We start from the raw sequence: 20,800 nt of genomic DNA, 5'->3' as shown, positions 1-20,800 counted from the left end.
TGTACTGATGACGATGGGGCAGCGGATGAAGTTTCCGAAGGTGACACCGAACTGAGTGAAGCATGGGCTACAGAACGAGTACTCAATTCACGGGTTGAAGGCTGTGCTGATGACGATGGGGCAGCAGATGAAGCTTGAGAAGGTGACACTGAACCGGATGAAGTACGTGCTACAGAAGTCGTGCCCAATTCGCTGCTTGAAGGCTGTGCTGATGACGCTGAGACAACAGATGAAACTTCAGAAGGTGGCACCGAACCGGACAAAGTTCGGGCTATAGAAGTCGTGCTCAATTCACTGGTTGAAGGCTGCGCTGTTGACGATGGAGCAGCAGGTAAAACCTCAGAAAGTGGCACCGAACTGGATGAAGTTCTGGCTATAGAATGAGTGCTCAATTCACGGATTGAAGGCCGTGCTGATGACGATGGGACAGCAGATGAAACTTCAGAAGGCGACATCGAACCGGATGAAGTACGTGCTACAGAAGTCGTGTTCAATTCACTGGCTGAAGGCTGTGCCGATGACGATGAGGCAGCAGATGAAACCACAGAAAGTGGCACCGAACTGGATGAAGTTCGTGCTATAGAATGAGTGCTCAATTCACTGGTTGAAGGCTGCGCTGATGACGATGGGGCAGCGGATGAAACTTCTGAAGGTGACACCGAACTGAGTGAAGCATGGACTGCAGAATGAGTGCTCAATTCACTGGTTGAAGGCTGTGCTGACGACGATAGGACAGCGGATGAAACTTCTGAAGGTGACACCGAACTGGATGAAGTACGTCCCACAGAATGAGTGATCGACACGCTGGTCGGTGGTTGTGCTGATGACGATACGACAGCAGATGAAACTACTGACGGTGACACCGAACTGGATAAAGTTCCCGCTACATAAGCCGTACTCAATTCACTGGTTGAAGGCGGTGCCGATGACGATAAGACAGCAGATGAAACTTCAGAAAGTGGCACCGAACTGGATGAAGTTCGTCTTATCGAATGAGTGCTCAATTCGCTGGTTGAAGTCTGTGCTGATGACGATAGGACAGCAGATGAAACTTCCGAAGGTAACACCAAACTGGATGAAGTACGTGCCGCAGAATGAGTGGTCGATGCGCTGGTTGAAGGCTGTGCTGATGACGATGGAACAGCGGATAAAATTACTGACGGTGATACCGAAGTGGTTGAAGTACGTGTTACAGAAGTAGCGTTCAATGTGCTGGCTGATGGTTGAGCTGATATTGATGGGACAGCAGATGAAACTTCTGGAGGTGACACCGGACTGGATAAAGTACGGGCTAAAGTAGGCGTATTTATGACCGGGTGGTCGGTACTCAGGTATTGATTGAAATGATCATTGTCCAGCTTAATAGTGCTGGCCCAGCTGTTCCAGCTTGGAAAACAAACGACAAGTGACAATAATAATAAAGACGACTTTGTGTAGATAGTTGGGCTTTGCCGATACTGATCTTTCATCGGGCTGTTGCTCATTGAGAGAGTACCATGAAAAATAATGATGAGACTAATCGTATTTGTGTTCGTATATATAGACTATGAGGAGTCATCATGCAGAAACATGCGGGTGAGCGGGAAAAACTCCAATTTATAGCAACCGCACGACTGCGTGGATGCAGGAGCCAGAGCAATGCAGGAGCAGCTGGTAACCGTTCTCAAAAATTACTTTTACGTCACAAAATCGCGCTAACCAATTAAATTGTAATGCTTTGGAGGTTTTTTGGATTCAAGCACTACGAATGTACGTCACTGGCTTTATCGATGGTACGGTATTTTTTCAGCAGCTTTTTATGGTTTGTATGCTAGCATGTTGACAGCATTTTTGTGATACCCTCTTCAAGTGGGGGGAGGATGTCAAAAGGAGAGCAATTCGTGGGTTTCCGCTTCTGTTCCAAGGGGTTGCTTTTTAAACCTCTTGACGACTACGATAACAGCAACCGATACAGCCAGCACAGTGCCCGCTGCAATTAGCCCAATTCCCCAATCTGGAAGTACCGAAGACGATCCTGCGGACGATGAAGCGGCAGCGGGTTTTTGATAGTTATAGTTTTCAATACCTAGTGAAATTGCTTGCATCTGTACCTGCCGACTACCTCCCTCAATATCAGCATTTTCAACGGCCAGATAGACGTTATCACCGACAAAAACAGGACGCATGGACTCTGCTGTCGCAGGCTTAATGGTGGTGTCAAAACGATGGACATTGACCTGGTCTTGATAAGAAAACACCGACAGTTGTCCATCACTGTGGTAAATAATGGCGTGCAAATAATCTTCCGTGGTCATCAGCCTGATGGTTGCAAACGAATCGGGTGTTCGGGAAGAAAAATCAATCCTGTCGTCAATTATAAAAGCACTATCGATCTGTCCATTGTCAGTGGCGAAACGGCGAATAGAAAGTGTCTCTTCCTCAGGGCTGAATACGGCAACGTAGATCTGGTCTTTTTGTATCAGGATGTCCTGCTGGTTGTTAACTGTGACAATGTGGTTGATAGTTATTATCGCTTTGCCATTGTTGCCAAAAGAGGCGACGGGTTTTAGCTGTTGACTGTCGTATTGTCGGATAAACAGAGGATAGGGCGTATCTTCATACCTTTTGCCGGTTACATATAGGCTTACGCCATCTGGGGAGAGCTTTAGATTAAGTCCTTGTTCTTTATCATACAGGTCACTGTTTTCAGGAAAAAAGAGCCGTCGCTGGTGGTAACGGCCAACAAATAGGCTGTTATCTAGAGTACCTGTTAAATACATGACGCCTTGATGATAAGCGGTATCATTAATTTGCGCATTTTCAGGGAATACCTTATTACGTGCGATCAATTGTGCCGGATATTTCTGGGCGGCACTTAAAGGGAACTCAAACAGGGTTGTTTTTCCTGAAGGTGTCGTTGCAACAAGGTTAAGTTGAGAGCCTGTGGTTTCGTGAATCACCTGTCCTGTCAGAGACTGGTAAGAATCCAGTATGCTGGAGTGGTCAGCAGAGGTGGTGTAAGTCACAATGCCGCAACGACCAAATTGTTTATCCAGTTCAGAACCTTTATAGCGTGCCAGAATAACATCCTTGGAAGGCGACTCAGGCTGAATGACGACGTATATCTGCTGGTTTTCCGCGTCATAGGTTTGAAAGAGAGGCTTGCCTTTTGGTGGTGGGCAGTTTGACAGATCAAGTGAATCGGTTGTGGGGAATGTACTGTCAGACGGGGATGTATACGACGATGAATATTTAGTTCGTGGTGTGTTTGTTGGAGATGATATTTCAAAGGCTGATGAAGTGTTTGATGGTGACTCCAAATTTTCTAAGGCTCTGATGGCAGCAGCCGTGGTCAATTCGCTGGTTGAAGGCTGTGCTGATGACGCTGGGACAGCGGATGAAGTTTCTGGCGGTGGCTCTGAACGGGTTGAAATGTCGGTCACAGAAACGGTGGTCAATGCGCTGGTTGATGGCTGTGCTGATGACGCTGGGACAGCGGATGAAGTTTCTGACGGTGGCTCTGAACGGGTTGAAATGTCGGTCACAGAAGCGGTGGTCAATTCACTGGTCGAAGGCTGCGCTGATGACGTTGGAATAGCTGGTGAAGCTTCTGTTGGCGATTCCGAAGTGGGTGAAGTACGAACTACAGAAACAGTGGTCAATTCACTGGATGGTGGCTTTGCCGATGACGATGGTATAGCTGATGAAGCTTCTGTTAGTGATTCCGAACCTGAAGTAAGAGCTACAGAAGCCGCGCTCAACTCGCTGGTTGATGACCGTAGAGAGGTCGATGATAGAGCAGATGATGTTGCTGATGGTGACTGCGAACTGAGCAAAGCAGTGGGAACAGAAGTGGTCATCAATTCGTCGGCTGATGGCTGTGTAGGCGACGATGGAATGTCGATCTTATAAATTCTCAGACGTTGGTCATCCCCCCCTGTTGCCAGCCATTTGCCGCTGTGGCTGTACTTAACGCTTCGGATATTGGCTTTCGAATCGGCCAGGATGTACTGGGGCTTAAATGAATTCCTGACTTCATAAATTCTGACCTTATCATCAAACCCCCCGGCTGCCAGCTGAGTGTCGTCGTGGTTGTAGTCGATACACAGAATTGAGCTTTTTGCATCCTGCAGGACGTGCAGAGGGGAGGTCGGATTCGTCCCGTTATAAATCCAAACCTTATCATCATTCCCACCGACCGCTATCTGGGTGCTGTTGTGGTTGTAGACAACGACCCATATATGACCTTTTGGATCGGACAGAGTTTGCAGGGGCGAAGTCGGGATTTTCCCGTTATAAATCCTGACCTTCGCATCATTCCCCACGGTGGCCAGCCTGGTGCCGTCATGGTTGTAGTCGAGGCTCCGTACCTCGTATGGCAGGGCCAGGGTGTACAGGGGAGTGGTCGGATTCGTCCCGTTATAAGTTCTGACTTTTCTATCACGTCCCCCGGTCGCCAGCTGGGTGTCATTGTGATTGTACCTAACGATCCACACCCAGCTTTTACTATCGTGCATAACGTGCTCCAGAGCGTAACCATTCAGCACGTTGTAAAACCAGACCTTTCCTTCATCTCCCCCGACAGCCAACCGGCTGCCATCGTGATTGTAGTCAAGGGTCCTTACAAAGTCTTTCGGTTCGTTCAGGGAGTATAAGAGTTCGAGATCCCCCGAAGCATCTATGCCAAAGATTTGTACAGCCCCTGAATATGGACACTTGCTATCGTATACGTATGAGCCGGAACTTATTGCCACCGCTATGTGCTCATCGTTCCTGTTCCATGAAATACTATAAACCCTATGAGGCGGACAATGTCTTGTCAGACTAATGCCCGCAGGTGTTGGAGCAGTACGTGTCGGCAACCTGTTTGGATCTATTTCAATGTCATGGATCAATTGAAGAGGTGTTCTTATGCCGCAGTCAAATGCCCCTCGTGTGCAATCAATTCCGTCCGGTAATCTTGGTGGCTCGAAGAAAGCTTTTGGAAAAGGTAAGTAGCCATAACGCCCGTTCCAGACATTACGATTGAAAGAGGTGGCGTTTGCGGCACCACCGGGGTCTGCAAACTCATTCAGGACGGTGGGGAACTGGTTATTTGCCTGTTTGGTACCATTTATTCGGACAAGTTCACGATAGGGAGTGTTAATGCCTCCGGGCATTGGCAGCTGTGTTTCATCACCGGCATTCCAGAGCGCGCTGCTCAGACCGTTCAGATTTGATTTGAGAGCGCTTTTGGATAGTCTTCTGATGCCTGTATTGCGTCCATTACCATCATCATTGGTCCATTGATACCGTGTGAAAGTATCCAGATTATTCTCAATAAAACCTGCCCTCCAAACTCTTGCCACAGCACCGCTTACGCGGGGATAGAGGCCCTGAGCCTTAAGAGACCCCGTATTAACATTGTTGTACACCGAGGCTGAAAGAGTGGCACTTCCGGAAATACCAGCGACACGAGCGCTAGGACCTTTCGTTAAGATGGCTCCGGCATTAAGGTTGTCTACAATGCTCCCACCCTCAGCTTGTCCGGCAATACCGCCAGCAGATGCTCCATAGTCGTGAGTCGTGACAGTTCCGGCATTGACATTTTGAACAACGGGAGCATTGAACACTTGCCCTGCTATTCCACCGGCATATGTATTATAAACCCTTGTTGAAATGCTACCTGTATTAAGGTTTTTGCTGACCAGGGTTTGCCTGGAGGCCAGCCCCACTATTCCACCACTGCTTCCGGTTTTCCCGCCAAAGGCTTCACCGTACAAATGATCGGAAGCTATTCTCCCGGTGTTCAGGTTATGCAAGACCCTGGCTGCTTCTGCTTCTCCTGCAATTCCCCCGGAGCTTTCGGAATGTTCAGCTGCGACCTCGCCGGTGTTCATGTTATTGTTAGCAATACTGTTGCCTTTCAGTGTTCCGACAATGCCACCGGCAGGTGAGTTATATGAATCTCTGGAGCTTATTTTTCCGGTATTCAGATTATTTGAAATAGACGATGATTGAACGGCCAATCCAGCGATACCGCTTTTGCTGGCGGATCCGGTTGTAAAAACAGTGCCGGTGTTCACACTATCGCGTATGACACTGTCAGAAACACTGCCCGCTATACCTCCGCCATGACTCTGAAGACCGCCTGTTTGGATGCTTCCGGCAGAATTGACTACCTCTTCAATTTTACTGCCTTTCAACTCTCCTACAAGCGCACCGGTCGGGCTGTTGTCTCCGGTACTGATCACTTTTGGCTGTTGTAACAGGACCTGTCTGATGGTGCTGTACTGCAATGACCCGAACAAGCCTGAGGGAGTATTATCTGCAGATGTTGAAACTTTGAGGCCGGAAATAACGTGACCGTTGCCAAGCAGAGTGACAGAGAATGGTTTGGAAATATTGCCGACGGGTTTCCAGTCAACTGATCGCAGGTCAATATCACCGGTTAACTCATAGCGTCCTTCGACTGGGTGTTCGGCATTCAGATATTGATTGAAATTATTATTGTCTAGCTGAATTGTTCTGGCCCCGCTGGTTGTCGGCTGTACCGATGACGATGGCACAGCAGATGAAGCTTCTGATGGTGACTCCGAACTGAGCAAAGTAGGGTGAACGGAAGCGGTAGTCAATTCGTCGGTTGCTGGCTGTGTAGACGACGATGAAGTATCGATCTTATAAATTCTCAGACGTTGATCATCTCCCCCTGCTGCCAGCCATTTGCCATTGTGGCTGTATTTAACGCTCCGGACAGTGTTTTTCGAGTCGGGTAGGATGTACAGGAGGTTAGATGAATTCCTGACTTCATAAATTCTGACCTTATAATCAAACCCCCCGGCTGCCAGCTGAGTGTCGTCGCGACTATAGTCGATACACAGAATCGAGCTTGTTGCACCGTACAGGACGTGCAGGGGGGAGGTCGGATTCGTACCGTTATAAATCCAAACCTTATGATCATTCCCACCGGCTGCTATCTGGGTGCTGTTATGGTTGTAGACAACGGCCCATATATGGCCTTCTGGATCGGACAGAGTTTGCAGGGGCGAGGTCGGGATTCTCCCATTATAAATCCTGACCTTGGCATCATTCCCTACGGTGGCCAGCCGGGTGTCGTCGCGGTTGTAGTCAAGGCTCCGTATCCCGTTTGGTGCGGTCAGGGTGTACAGGGGGATGCCCGGATACATCCCGTTATAAATTCTGACCTTGCCATCACTTGAGCCGGCCGCCAGCAGGGTGCCATCGTGGTTGTACTTGACGATCCGTACCCATTTTGTACTATCGTCTAGGACATGCTCCAGAGTGTATCCGTCCAGCACGTTGTAAACCCAGACATTACGGTCATAACTGCCAACTGCTAACCGGCTGCCATCGTGATTATAGTCAAGGCTCCATACCCCGATTTTCGGATCTTTCATGGTGTACAAGAGTTCGAAATTCCCCGAAGCATCCATGCCAAAGATTTGTACGGCCCCTGCAAATCGACACTCTCTGGTTTGTGGATATGGACCGGAAGTTATTGCCAACGCTATGTGCGCATCGTTCCTATTCCATGAAATACTATAAATCCTATGCGGCGAACAATGTCTTGTCAGATCAGGGCCATCGGGTGTTGGAACCGTATACTTTGGCAACCTGTCTGGATCTATTTCAATTTCATGGATCAATTGAGGAGGTGTTCTTTTGCCGCAGTCAAATCCTCCTTGCATGCAATCAATTCCGATCAGTAATATGGGTGGTTCGAAGAACACTTTTGGAAAAGGTAAGTAGCCATTCCGACCGTTCCAGACAGTACGATTGAAAGAGGTGGCGTTTGCGGCACCACCGGGGTCTGCAAACTCGTTCAGTACGGTGGGAAGCTGGTTATTTACCTGTTTGGTGCCATTTATTCGAACAAGTTCACGATAGGGAGTGTTAATGCCTCTGAGCATCGGCAGCTGCGATGTATCGCCGGCATTCCAGAGCGTGCTGTTTAAACCGTTCAGATTTGATTTGAGATCGCTATTGGATAGTCTTATGATGCCTGTATTGCGCCCATCATCACTCCCATCAGTCGGTTGATACTTTGTGAAAGTATCCAGGTTTTTCTCAATACGACCTTCCCCTGCGACTCTTCCCACTGCTCCGCTCATGTAGCTATGGGCAGCCTGAGCTTTAACTGAACCCGTATTAACATTGTTGTAAACTGAGGCCGAGAGAGTGGCCGCCCCGGAAATACCACCGAGATCAGCCCTCATACTTTCCGTTATGATGGCTCCGGCATTGAGGTTATCATGAGTGCTCCCACCCTCGGCCTGTCCGGCAATACCTCCAGCATGTCCTCTTTGACCGCGAGTAGTGACAGTTCCGACATTGACATTTTGAACGACAGCAGCGTTGATCACTTGCCCTGCTATTCCACCGGCGTGTGTATCATAATAATTTGAAAATATGTTGCCTGTGTTGAGGTTTTTGCTGACCAGTGTTTGCCTGAAGGCCTTTCCTACTATTCCACCACTGCGTCCAGCTCTCCGGCTAGTGCCATTCAGATACTCGGAAGCTATTCTTCCGGTGTTCAGGTTATGCAAGATCCTGACTGCTTCTGCTTCTCCTGCAATCCCTCCGGAGCTTTCGGTATGTCTAACCGTCACCTCGCCGGTATTTGTGTTACTGTTAGCAACACTCTTGCTTCTCAGTGTTCCGACAATGCCACCGGCAGGTGAGTAATCTGAATTCCTGGAGCTTATTTTTCCGGTATTCAGGTTATTTGAAATAGACGACGACTGATCGGCCAATCCAGCGATACCGCCTTTGCTGGCGGAACCGGTTATAAAAACGGTGCCGTTGTTCAGGCTATTGTGTACGATGCTATCAGAAACACTGCCCGCTATACCTCCGCCATGACTGTGAAAACCGCTCGTTTGGATGGTTCCGTCAAAATTGAAAACCTCTTCAACCCTGCTGCCTTTCAACTCTCCTGCAAGTGCACCAGTTGGACTCTTGTTTCCGGTACTGGTCACTCTTGGCCGGTTAAGCAGGATCTGCCTGATGGTGCTGTTCTCCAATGACCCAAACAAGCCCGAGGGAGCATTATCTGCAAATGTTGAAACTTTGAGGCCGGAAATAATGTGGCCGTTGCCAAGCAGAGTGACAGAGAATGGTTTGGAGGCATTGCCGACAGGTTTCCAGTCAGCTAATTGCAGGTCAATATTGCCGATTAACTCATAGTGACCTTCGACTGGGTGGTCGGGATTCAGATAATGATTGAAATTATTATTGTCCAGCTGAATAGTTCTGGCCCTGCTGCTTGAAGGCTGTGCTGATGACGCCAGGACAGCGGTTGACATTTCCGAAGGTGACACCGAACTCGATAAAGTGCGGGCTAAAGGAGCCGTGGTCACTTTGCTGACTGAAGGCTGTGCTGATGATGCCGGGACAGCGGACGAAGTGTCTGGAAGTGACACAAGGCTGGATGAAGTATGGGCTAAAGAAGCCGTGGTCTCTTTGCTGGTTAAAGGCTGTGCTGATGACGATATGACAGCAGATGAAACTACTGACGGTGATACCGAACTGGCTGAATTTCGGGCTACAGAATTAGTGCTCAATTCGCTGGTTGAAGGCTGTGCTGATGACGATGAGGCAGCGGATGAAACTTCAGAAGGTGGCACCGAACTGGATGAAGTAAGTTCCACAGAATGAGTGGTCAATTCGCTGGTCGATGGCTGTGCTGATGACGATAGGGCAGCCGATGTAACTTCCGAAGGTAACACCGAACTGGATGAAGTACGTACAACAGAATGAGTGGTCAATTCGCTGCTTAAAGGCTGTGCTGTTGATGATGGGGCAGCGGATGAAATGACCGACGGTGATACCGAAGTGGTTGAAGTACGTGTTACAGAAGTAGCTTTCAATGCACTGGTTGATGGCTGTGCTGATGTTGATGGGATAGCAAATGAAACTTCTGGAGGTGACACCGGACTGGGTGAAGTAAGGGCTAAAGTAGCCGTATTTTTGACCGGGTGGTTGGTGTTCAGGTATTGATTGAAATGATTATTGTCCAGCTTAATAGTGCTGGCCCAACTGTTCCAATTTGGAAAAAAAACGACAAGTGACAATAATAGTAAAGGCGACTTTGTGCAGATAGGTGGGCTTTTCCGATACTGATCTTTCATCGGGCTGTTGTTCATTGAGTGCGTACCGCGAAAAACAATGATGATAATTACTCGTATTCGTGTTCGTATATATAGACTATAAAGAGCCATCATGCAGAAACATGGCAGCCGCTCTTGTTATCCGGTCTACCCATTAAAAAAGCGGGTGGGAGCTCTGTTGCAGCTCGATGAGAGGGTCAGGGGTGCCTGAAACTGGCAGAGGAAAAATCCGAATGGTTTTTGAGATGGGCCGCTTCATCGCAGGACAGCCCGTCTGCCAATAGAAGGATGGCTATTCAGTCGCTCAACCGACTGCGTAACATGGCCAGCGCCGCATTACCGGTCAGAGTATTTTGTTCCTTACTGGCTTTCTCGCCAAAGCCTGTAAACTCCAGGTCTTCCTGCGGCAGTTCGTCCAGAAAACGACTGGGTGTAGTATCAATGATTTCACCGTACTGCTTTCGCTGCCCTGCCAGTGTCATGGTCAAAGTCTTTCTGGCACGGGTGATGCCAACGTAAGTCAGACGTCGTTCTTCTTCAATGTTGTCTTCTTCAATGCTGGTTCGGTGGGGCAGAAGATCCTCTTCCATGCCCATCATGAAAACATATGGGTACTCAAGTCCCTTGGAGGCATGGAGCGTTAATAACTGTACCTTGTCGTTATCTTCTTGCTCTTCCTGACGTTCCATCATGTCCCTGAGAATCAGTCTGGCGATGGCGTCTTCTACCGTAGAGTCTTCGTCACCTCGTTCCAGAGTCTGCTGGAGTGAGTCGATCAGGAACCCAACATTGCCCATGCGTTTCTCCGCCCCTACTGGCGTTGCTGTGGTTTGCATCAGCCAGTTTTCATAGCCGCAGTCGTCAATCATTTCACGGATAGCGGCAATCGGGTCTTCATCAGTCTGGCAGCGGCGGGATACAGAGTCCAGCCACTGGGTAAAACTGCGCAGCTTCTCTACATACTTGGGAGACAGCTCTTCCTGAAGGCCCATTTCCTGTGAAGCCGCGTAAAGGCTCAGGTTGTGAGTACCGGCGTAATTGCCCAGCTTTTCTAAAGTAGCCGGGCCTATCTCACGACGGGGGACGTTAACAACTCGCAGGAAGGCGTTGTCATCATCCTGATTCACCAGCAGTCTGAGATAAGCCATCATATCCTTGACTTCTGCCCGGGCGAAAAATGAGGTGCCGCCATTGATGTGGTAAGGAATTTGATGATGCTGAAGCTTCATTTCCAGCAAGCGAGACTGGAAGTTGCCCCGATACAGCACGGCATAATCTTTCCAGTTAGTACCGTTCTTCAGCTTCTGGGTCAGGATCTCGGTAGCGATGCGTTCACATTCCATTTCGTCATTACGGCATCGAATGACCCGAATGATCTCTCCCATACCCAGCTCACTCCAGAGTGTTTTTTCGAACACGTGGGGGTTATTAGCAATCAGGGTATTGGCAGCTTTCAGGATACGGCTGGTGGAGCGGTAATTCTGCTCGAGCTTGATGACCCTCAGGGCAGGATAATCGTCCTTGAGCAGGGCCAGATTTTCAGGGCGGGCACCGCGCCAGGCGTAAATAGACTGATCGTCGTCACCGACCACGGTGAGTTTGCCACGGTCTCCAACCAGTCGGCTGATCAATTCATACTGGGCACCATTGGTATCCTGATATTCATCGACCAGCACATAGTGAGTTTTGTTTTGCCAGCGCTCCAGAACCTCCGGATGCTCACGAAACAGCATGACCGGTTGCAGAATCAAGTCATCAAAATCAACCGCATTAAAGGCTTTTAATGTGCGGTTATAGTGTTCATAAACTCTGGCGGCGAGTTGCTCGTTGGGCTGACGGGCGTTGGCCATGGCCTGTGGTGGCAGGATCAGGTCATTCTTCCAGTTGGAAATTATGTGCTGAACGGCATCAACACTCTCTTCGTCTGATCCTATTTCCCGCTGCATCAATTCGCCTATCAGGGCATGGGCATCCTGGGCATCAAAAATGGAAAAGCCCGGCTTGTAACCCAACGTCTTGCACTCCTTGCGGATCAGGTTAAGCCCGAGGTTGTGAAAAGTTGAAACCGTCAAACCGTGGGAGGTTCTGCCCTTGACCAGCCTGCCAACACGCTCTTTCATTTCCCGTGCTGCCTTATTGGTGAAGGTCACGGCAATGATATTGCGGGCATTGATACCACATTCCTGAATCAGGTAAGCAATCTTGGTGGTGATAACACTGGTCTTGCCACTGCCTGCACCGGCGAGAACCAGCAAGGGGGTATCAATATACTTTACGGCTTCGGCCTGTCGGTCGTTGAGTCTGTGCACGGTTTGCTTTGATGTCTGGAGCTAAGAGAGCCAGTATATCACCAATTGGTGTCCAACTTCTTAACACGGGTTGCTATTGAGGCTAATGAGAAGAGACAGGCTCTTGCAAAACGGGGCGGACCATATAGCCCTACTGGAAGTCAGGGGTCGGATTCTATGTGCATATTAGCTACAGAGCTGATGGAATCAATTTCCTCGCTTACCTGTAATTTTATTTTTGGAATCACCTCTATTGTTTTGGCCTCTGGAGGTGGTGGGGTTCCTGTTACCTGTCTAACACAATAAATTTGTGGGCCCGCAACCTCTCCAAGAATCCTTTGAATTGCCCGCCTCTGTATTATCTGCCAGACTTTCTGGAGGCTTTTATCCGCTACTGACGAGCTGGCTTGAGACGGTTTGCGAGATATATTAATTGCATATTTTGAGTTTCTGGATGAAAGAGAGTCTATCTCGACTGTGCCTTCTGCAGTGTTGGTGCTGACAAGCATTGTTACTGGAACAGTAACCGTTTTTTTTCTCTTCCTGTTATTCTTTGCTCTTGGTGTACGTGGGGCTTCGATGCCCAGATTAATATGTCCTGTGATATGAAATTGGTACTGATCCTGCTCACCCGCAGCGGTACTTTCAGAAGCAGCGGCAGTGGAGGGCCCTTCTTCTGCAAGTGACGGTCGTGGGGTGGCCTCAGCTAATGTGTTTGCATGAGGCGCTTTTCTTTTCAGTTTTGATCGTGAGGTTTGCTTGTTGGTGCTTCTGTCGGATGCTGGTTGTTTTCCGGATGCTGGTTCATTTTCAATGCTGGATGAAGCAGTGCTTCCGCAAGTAGTGACTATTGGACTATAAAGAATGGGATCAATCACGTATAACTGATTCTGGCTTTCAATTTCAATAGGCCCTATCGGGAGAGCGATTGCGAAACCAGGTCGTTCGTCAGACTCAGTTGTCATTTGAATTAAATTCTCGTGTGTAAGCATTTGAAGAGAGTCATAAGTCATGACCCCTTCACCTGAAGAAGGAGAGAACAAACGATCCGGAGCTAAAGAGAAAGAAGGTGGCCAGAGTTCAACATCGTAAAGTGGGTTTTGACGATAAAAAGTTTCAGGGAAGATAATTGCTGCACTTGGCTGTGGTGGCTGTTGATTAATTGATGGGCCAAGAGTATGTGAAATAATAAGATGACAATTATCTCCTTGCCGATGTGTGACGAGAATTTCATCGTATAGTTCATCAATAGTAACGATATACTCGGTGATGCTATCAACCAGATCATCATCTGCTTTAGCATTCATTACTGTATATGCAAGTGCAAGAGTAAAAAAAGTTCTTGCGAATAGACGAAAGGAAAGCATGGTTTGTTACCTGATTTACTACTGGACAGAAACACTCTGTCCCATCCATTATTATCAATCGGCAACTCATGGTAGCACATCATCTATGTTCAGGCGCTGCGCATCAGTGCAGCTCAGACTCCCCTTAACGATCTGAAAACACATGGTAGAAAGGATTAGAGGAGGCGTCCTGCTGCTCAGAAAAAAATACCTGTGCTCACAACAACGCACCCGCAACGTTTTGTCTATTTGTCCGAATAGACTGTAGATAAATGATGATGACTTCCCGAAGCTTTTTAATCATTAACGTCAGGCAGTCATCATGCCCTAACAGAATCAGGGATTATTTACAGCTCGTCATTTAGTGTTGTAGGCCTGCACCATGGTTTTTCGTCACATAGTCCACCTACGCACGTTTCATAACCGCAAAAGGTGTCGTCCGGGCATGGATCCCAGTGTGTAAATGCTGAGCATTCGAAGGCGCCACAGCCACTGCCACTACAATTGTGACAATGGGTGGTGACCGCATCGGAAGGACATGAAGCCGGCGCACCACCTGATTTAATACATGCTGAGCTGTGGTCTTGTGGTCCTTTTGCGCATGGTCTTTTTGCGCAGTTTATTCTTTCGTAAGTGTGATCATAAACAGCTTTGACGAGATCCCGCTTTCCACATATCATATTACCACTGTCGTTTTGCTCATAACCAAAGGATATTTTACCTTCTTGTTTGTCGACCAATGCACATATTGGTTCGTTATCCTTAGAATCATTTTCAGGCGCTCTCATAACGTAATAATAGTTTTTTGAACCCGGGAGAGTGACTTTTGTTGTATGGAAATGCATGAAACCATCAATCTCATAGAAACCTGCGTCCAGCCAATCATAGTTTGTGAACTCTTCTTGCACAGAACCATTTGCATGATATCTGCAGATATGTATGCTGGATTTTTCTGATGTTATCGTAGTGACATGACCAATATACTCTTTACTCTCTTTAGATCTGCCGGGGTCGTCGGATGCGTTGTCATCATTTTCAACATTTCTGACGAAACATAACAAAACCGTTGGCTTCAACTTGCTGATATCCTCGGGAAGCATGCTGGGTGGCCTTCGGTATTCGAGTTTAAAATCATTCTCAGCCTGTGTCTGAAGAGAAAAAACAGAGACCAAAAACAGGGCTATTAACCCTGTTTTTTTCAGTGAGTTGAATAACATCAGACATTCACTCTTGTTAGAAGGTCAAGTACAGTTATAGACAAGGATACAAAGAACGACAACCGCCCGATATAAATAGCCTGTCAGAGGTCGTTTTAGCGGGTTTTATGCTTATACGATCCATCATCTTTACTCCCTAGCAGCCTGTCGGACTTAAGGCTGTCCTACTGCGGTTGCAATAAATTGGTCTAAAAATTCCTGCTTCTTCGTCAAATAGCTCGCTATTCTCCTCAGAAGCAGAAATTTTTATCCTCAATTTCTTGCAATCCTCGCTACGGACGCTTAAGTCCGACAGGCTGCTAGGAGCCTGACCGAGAATAGCTGCCCTACTGCGGCGACAGCAAATTGGTCTGAAAATCCGCTTTTGTTCGTCAAATAGCTCGCTATTCTCCTCACAAAACCGAATTTTCATCCTCAATTTTCTGCCGTCCTCGCTACGGGCGCTATTCTCGGTCAGCCTCCTAGTTCAGTAATCATCACCTTGTCAGACTCATCAACGCTCAACACATGTCGGCCATCGGCGCTGAGGGTGGCTAAAGTGATCTGACGCTTGTGTCGAATGGTGGCTTTTTTTACCCATGACCCATCTGCACTAATACCATAAATTTTCGCTCTTTTGTCGTCATCGGCAATCGTCAATACATAGCAACCATCGGCACTGAAGGTGGCTGACAGGAGCCGCCCTTTGTGAGTAATGGTGGCTTTATGTACCCATGATCCTGGGGTCTCCTGGCCATAGATTTGCGCCGTTTTATCCCGGCTGGCGGTCACCACATGGCGGCCATCGGCACTAAAATAGGCTAAGCCGACCGCATCCTTGTGTTTAATCGTGGCTTCTTTTACCCATAATCCAGAGGCTTTTCGGCCATAGATTTTTGCCCTGCAATCTTTACCGGCGGTCACCAGATTGCGGCCATTGTCGCTGAATCTGGCTGAGTAGACCTCATCATAATGAACAACCTCGACTATTTCTTTCCATGAGCCATTGCTCTGAAGGTCACAGATTTTTGCCGTACGATCACCACTGGCGGTTGCCAGATGGCGTCCATCGGTGCTGAAGCTGGCCGAGTAAAGACTATGGTGATGACTAAAGTTGCCTTTTACTTTCCACGATTCATCGTCCTCCTGAACATAGATGGTCGCATTGTTCTTTTCATCGACGACCAACACTTGACGGCCATCGGAGCTTAAACTGGCCGAATTGACCCGATGATTATGGATAATAGTGGCTTTTTCTTCCCATGATTCACCGATCTTTTGGCCATAAATCTTCACCGCACCACACGAACTGGCGATCATCAGATGGCCGCCATCAGCGCTAAAATTGACCGGCTTGACCTGGCCACGATGGGTAATGGTGGTTTTTACTTCCCATGATCCATCGTCCCCGAGATCACAGATTGTCGCTTCGCCATCAAAAGAGGTAGTGACTAAATGACGGCCATTGGGACTGAAGGTGGCTGATGTGAGCCGACTGTTATGGGAAAAGGTGGCTTTTGTCTTCCATGATCCACCGGTCTTCTGGCCATAGATTTTCACCTTTGCACCCAAATCGCAGGTCACTGCGTAGCGGCTATCTGTGCTAAAGGTGACTCCGTTGACAAGTCTGCGTTGGGGCTTTTTGGCTTTTTTCTCTAACTTGAATCTTTCGCATTGAGACATCAGCTTACAGTTGGTGAAAAGGAGCAGCGCTGGAAAGTAAGTACAGTTTTGTTGTTCCATGAGTGACTCGACAGTGTCCCTATTCGCAAACGGCTTCAACCAATCACGAAGTTGTTGCCTGTCTTTTGTCATAACGATGGTTTTTAGTTGATATTGGCATGGTGAAGGAAACCGGCGAAACCATGCTCTTTCCAGAGCTTTATTGTCTTTAACAAGATCGCGAAGATATGTACATACCTCTGTTACACGGGTAATGTCTCGAAATTCTAAATAGCGAATAATTTTGACATGTATCTCTTCAGGCAAATGGAAGAATGCAGGTTCAATGTTGTCCTGTACCCTAACGCCCCTGCCCAGACTGACAGCTGTTGACGGTCCCTCCAATCGGGGGCGCTTGGGTGTAGACGAGAGCGAAGCGTCAATGCTGAAATTGCTGTTTGCAGGGTCCATGCCTTTGCCTTCAAAAGTAACATCAAAATCCGTCTGCCGGTTCAGTTCGTAGACGACAGGCTGGATGACCCATCGCTTAAGCTCATAATGGTCACCTTGCCAGATTCATCAACGCTCAACACATGTCGGCCATCGGCGCTGAGGGTGGCAAAAGTGATCTGACGCTTGTGTCGAATGGTGGCTTTTTTTACCCATGACCCATCTGCACTAATACCATAAATTTTCGCTCTTTTGTCGTCATCGGCAATCGTCAATACATAGCAACCATCGGCACTGAAGGTGGCTGACAGGAGCCGCCCTTTGTGAGTAATGGTGGCTTTATGTACCCATGATCCTGGGGTCTCCTGGCCATAGATTTGCGCCGTTTTATCCCGGCTGGCGGTCACCACATGGCGGCCATCGGCACTAAAATAGGCTAAGCCGACCGCATCCTTGTGTTTAATCGTGGCTTCTTTTACCCATAATCCAGAGGCTTTTCGGCCATAGATTTTTGCCCTGCAATCTTTACCGGCGGTCACCAGATTGCGGCCATTGTCGCTGAACCTGGCTGAATAGACCTCATCATAATGAACAACCTCGACTATTTGTTTCCATGAGCCATTGCTCTGAAGGTCACAGATTTTTGCCGTACGATCACCACTGGCGGTTGCCAGATGGCGTCCATCGGTGCTGAAGCTGGCCGAGTAAAGACTATGGTGATGACTAAAGTTGCCTTTTACTTTCCACGATTCATCGTCCTCCTGAACATAGATGGTCGCATTGTTCTTTTCATCGACGACCAACACTTGACGGCCATCGGAGCTTAAACTGGCTGAATTGACCCGATGATTATGGATAATAGTGGCTTTTTCTTCCCATGATCCACCGATCTTCTGGCCATAAATCTTCACCGCACCACACGAACTGGCGATCATCAGATGGCCGCCATCAGCGCTAAATTTGACCGACTTGACGTGGCCATCATGGGTAATGGTTGTTTTTACTTCCCATGATCCATCGTCCCCCAGATCACAGATTTTCGCTTCGCCATCAAAAGAGGCAGTGACTATATGACGGCCATTGGGACTGAAGGTGGCTGATGTGACCGGTTCGTTATGGGAAAAGGTGGCTTTTGTCTTCCATGATCCACCGGTCTTCTGGCCATAGATTTTCACCTTTGCACCCAAATCACAGGTCACTGCGTAGCGGCTATCGGGGCTGAATTTGGCTCCGTTGACAAATCCATGTTCGGACTTTTTGGTTTTTTTCTCTAACTTGAATTTTTCGCATTGAGACATCAGCTTACTGTTGGTGAAAAGGAGCAGAGCTGGAAAGTAAGTACGGTTTTGTTGTTCTATGAGTGACTCGACAGTGTCCCTATTCGCAAACGGCTTCAACCAATCACGAAGTTGTTGACTGTCTTTTGTCATAACGATGGTTTTTAGTTGATATTGGCGTGGTGAAGGAAACCGCCGAAACCATGCTATTTCCAGAGCTTTATTGTTTTTGACAAGATCGCGAAGGTATACACATACCTTTGCTATACGGGTAATGTCTCGAAATTCTAAATAGCAAATAATTTTGGCATGTACCTCTTCAGGCAAATGGAAGAATGTAGGTTCAATGTTGTCCTGTACCCTAATATCCCTGCCCAGACTGACAGCTGTTTGCGCTCTCTCCAATCGAGGTTGCTCGGGTATTAGCGAGAGTGAAACGCCAATAATGCTGGAATTGCTGTTCGTAAGGTGCATGTCTGTTTCTCCAAAGCTCCAAAGTCAGTATTTATCCTCGTTTTGAAGGGATATTTAAAAATGATTGAAAGGTTAGAACTGGCTTTAGGATGAAAGTTCATAACACTAAGGTCAGTGAAACTAACCAGGAACAGCGCCCTGATCCGGGAAAATGCTTTGCATGGTCATTTCTGCAAAAAGTGCTTCTAATGGTCCCCTGCCGTTAACGGGTTTTTCGCTCATCCGATTATCCATCTTTGCCAAATAGTTCAGTGATTCTCGCGGTGTAATCATAACTGACGGTCAACACATATCGGCTATCGCCGCTGAAGGTGGCTGAGCTGAGTTTATCCTTGTGTGAAATGATGGCTTTTTCCAGCCATGATCCATTGCCCGCCTGACCATAAATTTTCGCCGTATTGTCGCCACTGGCGGTCACCACATGGCAGCCATCGGGACTGAAGGTGGCTCTTCGGACGAGGTCTTTGTGGTAAATAGTGCCTCTTACTTCCCATGATCCATCGGCCTGCAGGCCATGGATTTTTGCCGTGTGATCGTCACTGGTGGTCACCAGATGGCTGCCATCGACACTGAAGCTGGCTGAGTTGATCCAATCCTTGTGGGTAATGTTGGCTTTTTCTTCCCATGATCCATCAGTCTGCAGGCCATGGATTTTTGCCGTGCGATCGCTACTGGTGGTCACCACAAGACTGCCACCGGGGCTGAAGCTGGCTGTGTTAACCGCCTCTTTGTGTTGAATGGTGACTTTTTCTTCCCATGACCCATCGTCCTGCAGGCTATAGATTTTTGCCGTGTGATCCCCACTGGCGGTCACCACATGGTCGCCATCGGCGCTGAAGGTGGCTGAATAGACTGTATCCTCATGGGAAATGGTGGTTGTGACTGCCCATGATCCATCGTCCTCCTGACCATAGATTGTCGCAGCTTTATCTTCACTGACGATCACCAAATGACGGCCATCGACACTGAAGCTGGCGGAGATGACCGGAGTATTATGGTTAATAGTGTATTCAGCTTCCCATGATCCATCGGTCTCCTGGCCATAGATTTTCACCGTCTTATCCTCACTGGCAGTCACCACATGGCTGCCATTAGCACTGAAGGTGGCTGAGCGGATTCGATCCTTATGGGAAATGATGGCTTTTACCTTCCATGCTCCATCATCCTCCAGACGACAGATTTTCGCCTCGCCATCGTGACTGGCTGTCACCACATGACGGCCATCATTACTAAAGGTCGCTGATATGATCCAGTCAGTATGGAGAATGGGGGCTTTTTCTGACCATGATCCATCGGTCTTCTGACTAGCGATTTTTGCTGTTTTATCCAAGCTTGCGGTCACCACATGGCAGCTATCAGCGCTGAAGCTGGCTGTGATGATATAGCGTGAATGGGTAATTTGGGCTTTTGTCACTGGCTTGAATATTTCACATTGAGACATCAGTTTACTGTTGGTGAAAAGTAACAAAGCAGGAAAATGAATATTCTTTCGTTGTTTTATGAGAGACTCGACAGTGCCCGTATCCGCAAACGAGCTCAACCAATCACGGAGTTGTTGGTCATCTTTTGCCGAAAAGAAGGTCTTCATTTGATATTGGTTTGATAAAGAAAACCGACGATACCAGGCTCTTTCCTGAGCTCTCTCTTTTTTAACAAGAGTGTGAAGGTATTTGCATACCTTTGCTAAACGGGCAACCCCTCGAACATCCAAATAGCGAATAATTTTGGACTGAATCTCTTCAGGCAAATGGAAAAATGTGGGTTGTATTTTGTCCTGTACAGCCACTTTCCTGCCCAGACTGAAACCCGTTGGCAGAACTTCCAATCGAGTTCGTTTAGGTGGTGGCGAGAGTGAGCCGTCAATGCCGGAAATGCTGTCCATAGTTGTCATACCTTATTTCTGAAGGGCTCAAAGTCATTATTTATCCCGGGTTAGAGACGACATTTAAAATTGATTGAAAGATTAGAACTGGTTTTAGAATGAAAGTTCATAAAATTGAGGTCAGTGGAATCAGGCAA

12 protein-coding genes are annotated in these 20,800 nt (G+C 47.9%); 5 read left to right on the top strand and 7 right to left on the bottom strand.

Annotation, left to right across the window (positions count from 1 at the left end):
• The first annotated feature begins 180 nt into the window (after positions 1-180).
• The 3 genes from KBW69_RS19345 (at position 181) to KBW69_RS19335 (ending at position 1,227) form a co-directional block, all read left to right on the top strand.
• On the top strand, positions 181-384 hold the full coding sequence (locus KBW69_RS19345) for a hypothetical protein (protein WP_257275691.1): 204 nt from the start codon (positions 181-183) through the stop codon (positions 382-384).
• Positions 385-588 (top strand): hypothetical protein, encoded by a 204-nt coding sequence (locus tag KBW69_RS19340; protein WP_257281927.1) that lies wholly within the window; start codon positions 385-387, stop codon positions 586-588. It abuts the gene before it with no gap.
• Between the two features lie 510 nt (positions 589-1,098).
• Entirely contained in the window at positions 1,099-1,227 is a 129-nt protein-coding gene (locus tag KBW69_RS19335; protein ID WP_257276343.1) for a hypothetical protein, read from the top strand.
• Positions 1,228-1,862: 635 nt separating this feature from the next.
• Here KBW69_RS19335 and KBW69_RS19330 read toward each other — a convergent pair.
• The gene (locus KBW69_RS19330) at positions 1,863-9,284 is read right to left on the bottom strand and encodes a hypothetical protein (protein WP_257281926.1); all 7,422 of its coding nucleotides are present in this window, start codon (positions 9,282-9,284) and stop codon (positions 1,863-1,865) included.
• A 46-nt stretch (positions 9,285-9,330) separates the two neighbouring features.
• On the opposite strand from KBW69_RS19330, the gene KBW69_RS19325 reads away from it, so the two are divergent.
• Positions 9,331-9,636 (top strand): hypothetical protein, encoded by a 306-nt coding sequence (locus tag KBW69_RS19325; protein ID WP_257281925.1) that lies wholly within the window; start codon positions 9,331-9,333, stop codon positions 9,634-9,636.
• Between the two features lie 102 nt (positions 9,637-9,738).
• The gene (locus KBW69_RS19320) at positions 9,739-9,978 is read left to right on the top strand and encodes a hypothetical protein (RefSeq protein WP_257274748.1); all 240 of its coding nucleotides are present in this window, start codon (positions 9,739-9,741) and stop codon (positions 9,976-9,978) included.
• Positions 9,979-10,384: 406 nt separating this feature from the next.
• Here the strand turns inward: KBW69_RS19320 and rep are convergent, their stop codons facing one another.
• From rep to KBW69_RS19290, 6 genes are all read right to left on the bottom strand, one after another.
• Positions 10,385-12,397, bottom strand: a complete 2,013-nt coding sequence (gene rep, locus KBW69_RS19315) for a DNA helicase Rep (protein ID WP_257274747.1) — start codon at positions 12,395-12,397, stop codon at positions 10,385-10,387.
• A gap of 140 nt (positions 12,398-12,537) precedes the next feature.
• Positions 12,538-13,743: a hypothetical protein gene (locus KBW69_RS19310; RefSeq protein ID WP_257281924.1), complete on the bottom strand. Its 1,206-nt coding sequence runs from the start codon at positions 13,741-13,743 to the stop codon at positions 12,538-12,540.
• A gap of 326 nt (positions 13,744-14,069) precedes the next feature.
• On the bottom strand, positions 14,070-14,939 hold the full coding sequence (locus tag KBW69_RS19305) for a hypothetical protein (RefSeq protein ID WP_257274745.1): 870 nt from the start codon (positions 14,937-14,939) through the stop codon (positions 14,070-14,072).
• A 453-nt stretch (positions 14,940-15,392) separates the two neighbouring features.
• On the bottom strand, positions 15,393-17,051 hold the full coding sequence (locus KBW69_RS19300) for an F-box/WD40 repeat-containing protein (protein ID WP_257281923.1): 1,659 nt from the start codon (positions 17,049-17,051) through the stop codon (positions 15,393-15,395).
• A 41-nt stretch (positions 17,052-17,092) separates the two neighbouring features.
• Positions 17,093-18,781, bottom strand: coding sequence for an F-box-like domain-containing protein (locus KBW69_RS19295; RefSeq protein WP_257281922.1), 1,689 nt, complete (start codon positions 18,779-18,781; stop codon positions 17,093-17,095).
• A 226-nt stretch (positions 18,782-19,007) separates the two neighbouring features.
• Complete coding sequence (locus tag KBW69_RS19290) at positions 19,008-20,672, bottom strand: F-box/WD repeat-containing protein (RefSeq protein WP_257275069.1); 1,665 nt, start codon at positions 20,670-20,672, stop codon at positions 19,008-19,010.
• Positions 20,673-20,800: the final 128 nt, after the last annotated feature.

This window comes from Endozoicomonas sp. ISHI1, assembly GCF_024606225.1.
Taxonomy (GTDB): domain Bacteria; phylum Pseudomonadota; class Gammaproteobacteria; order Pseudomonadales; family Endozoicomonadaceae; genus Endozoicomonas_A.
The sequence above is the reverse complement of the archived record's forward strand: the minus strand, read 5'-3'. Positions and strand labels throughout refer to the sequence as shown.

Excerpts from the sequence above, each read along its gene's own strand:
- KBW69_RS19300 (WP_257281923.1), bottom strand. The coding sequence starts at position 17,051 with ATGGACCCTGCAAACAGCAATTTCAGCATTGACGCTTCGCTCTCGTCT.
- KBW69_RS19330 (WP_257281926.1), bottom strand. The coding sequence starts at position 9,284 with ATGTCAACCGCTGTCCTGGCGTCATCAGCACAGCCTTCAAGCAGCAGG.
- KBW69_RS19310 (WP_257281924.1), bottom strand. The coding sequence starts at position 13,743 with ATGCTTTCCTTTCGTCTATTCGCAAGAACTTTTTTTACTCTTGCACTT.
- KBW69_RS19290 (WP_257275069.1), bottom strand. The coding sequence starts at position 20,672 with ATGACAACTATGGACAGCATTTCCGGCATTGACGGCTCACTCTCGCCA.
- KBW69_RS19295 (WP_257281922.1), bottom strand. The coding sequence starts at position 18,781 with ATGCACCTTACGAACAGCAATTCCAGCATTATTGGCGTTTCACTCTCG.
- KBW69_RS19305 (WP_257274745.1), bottom strand. The coding sequence starts at position 14,939 with ATGTTATTCAACTCACTGAAAAAAACAGGGTTAATAGCCCTGTTTTTG.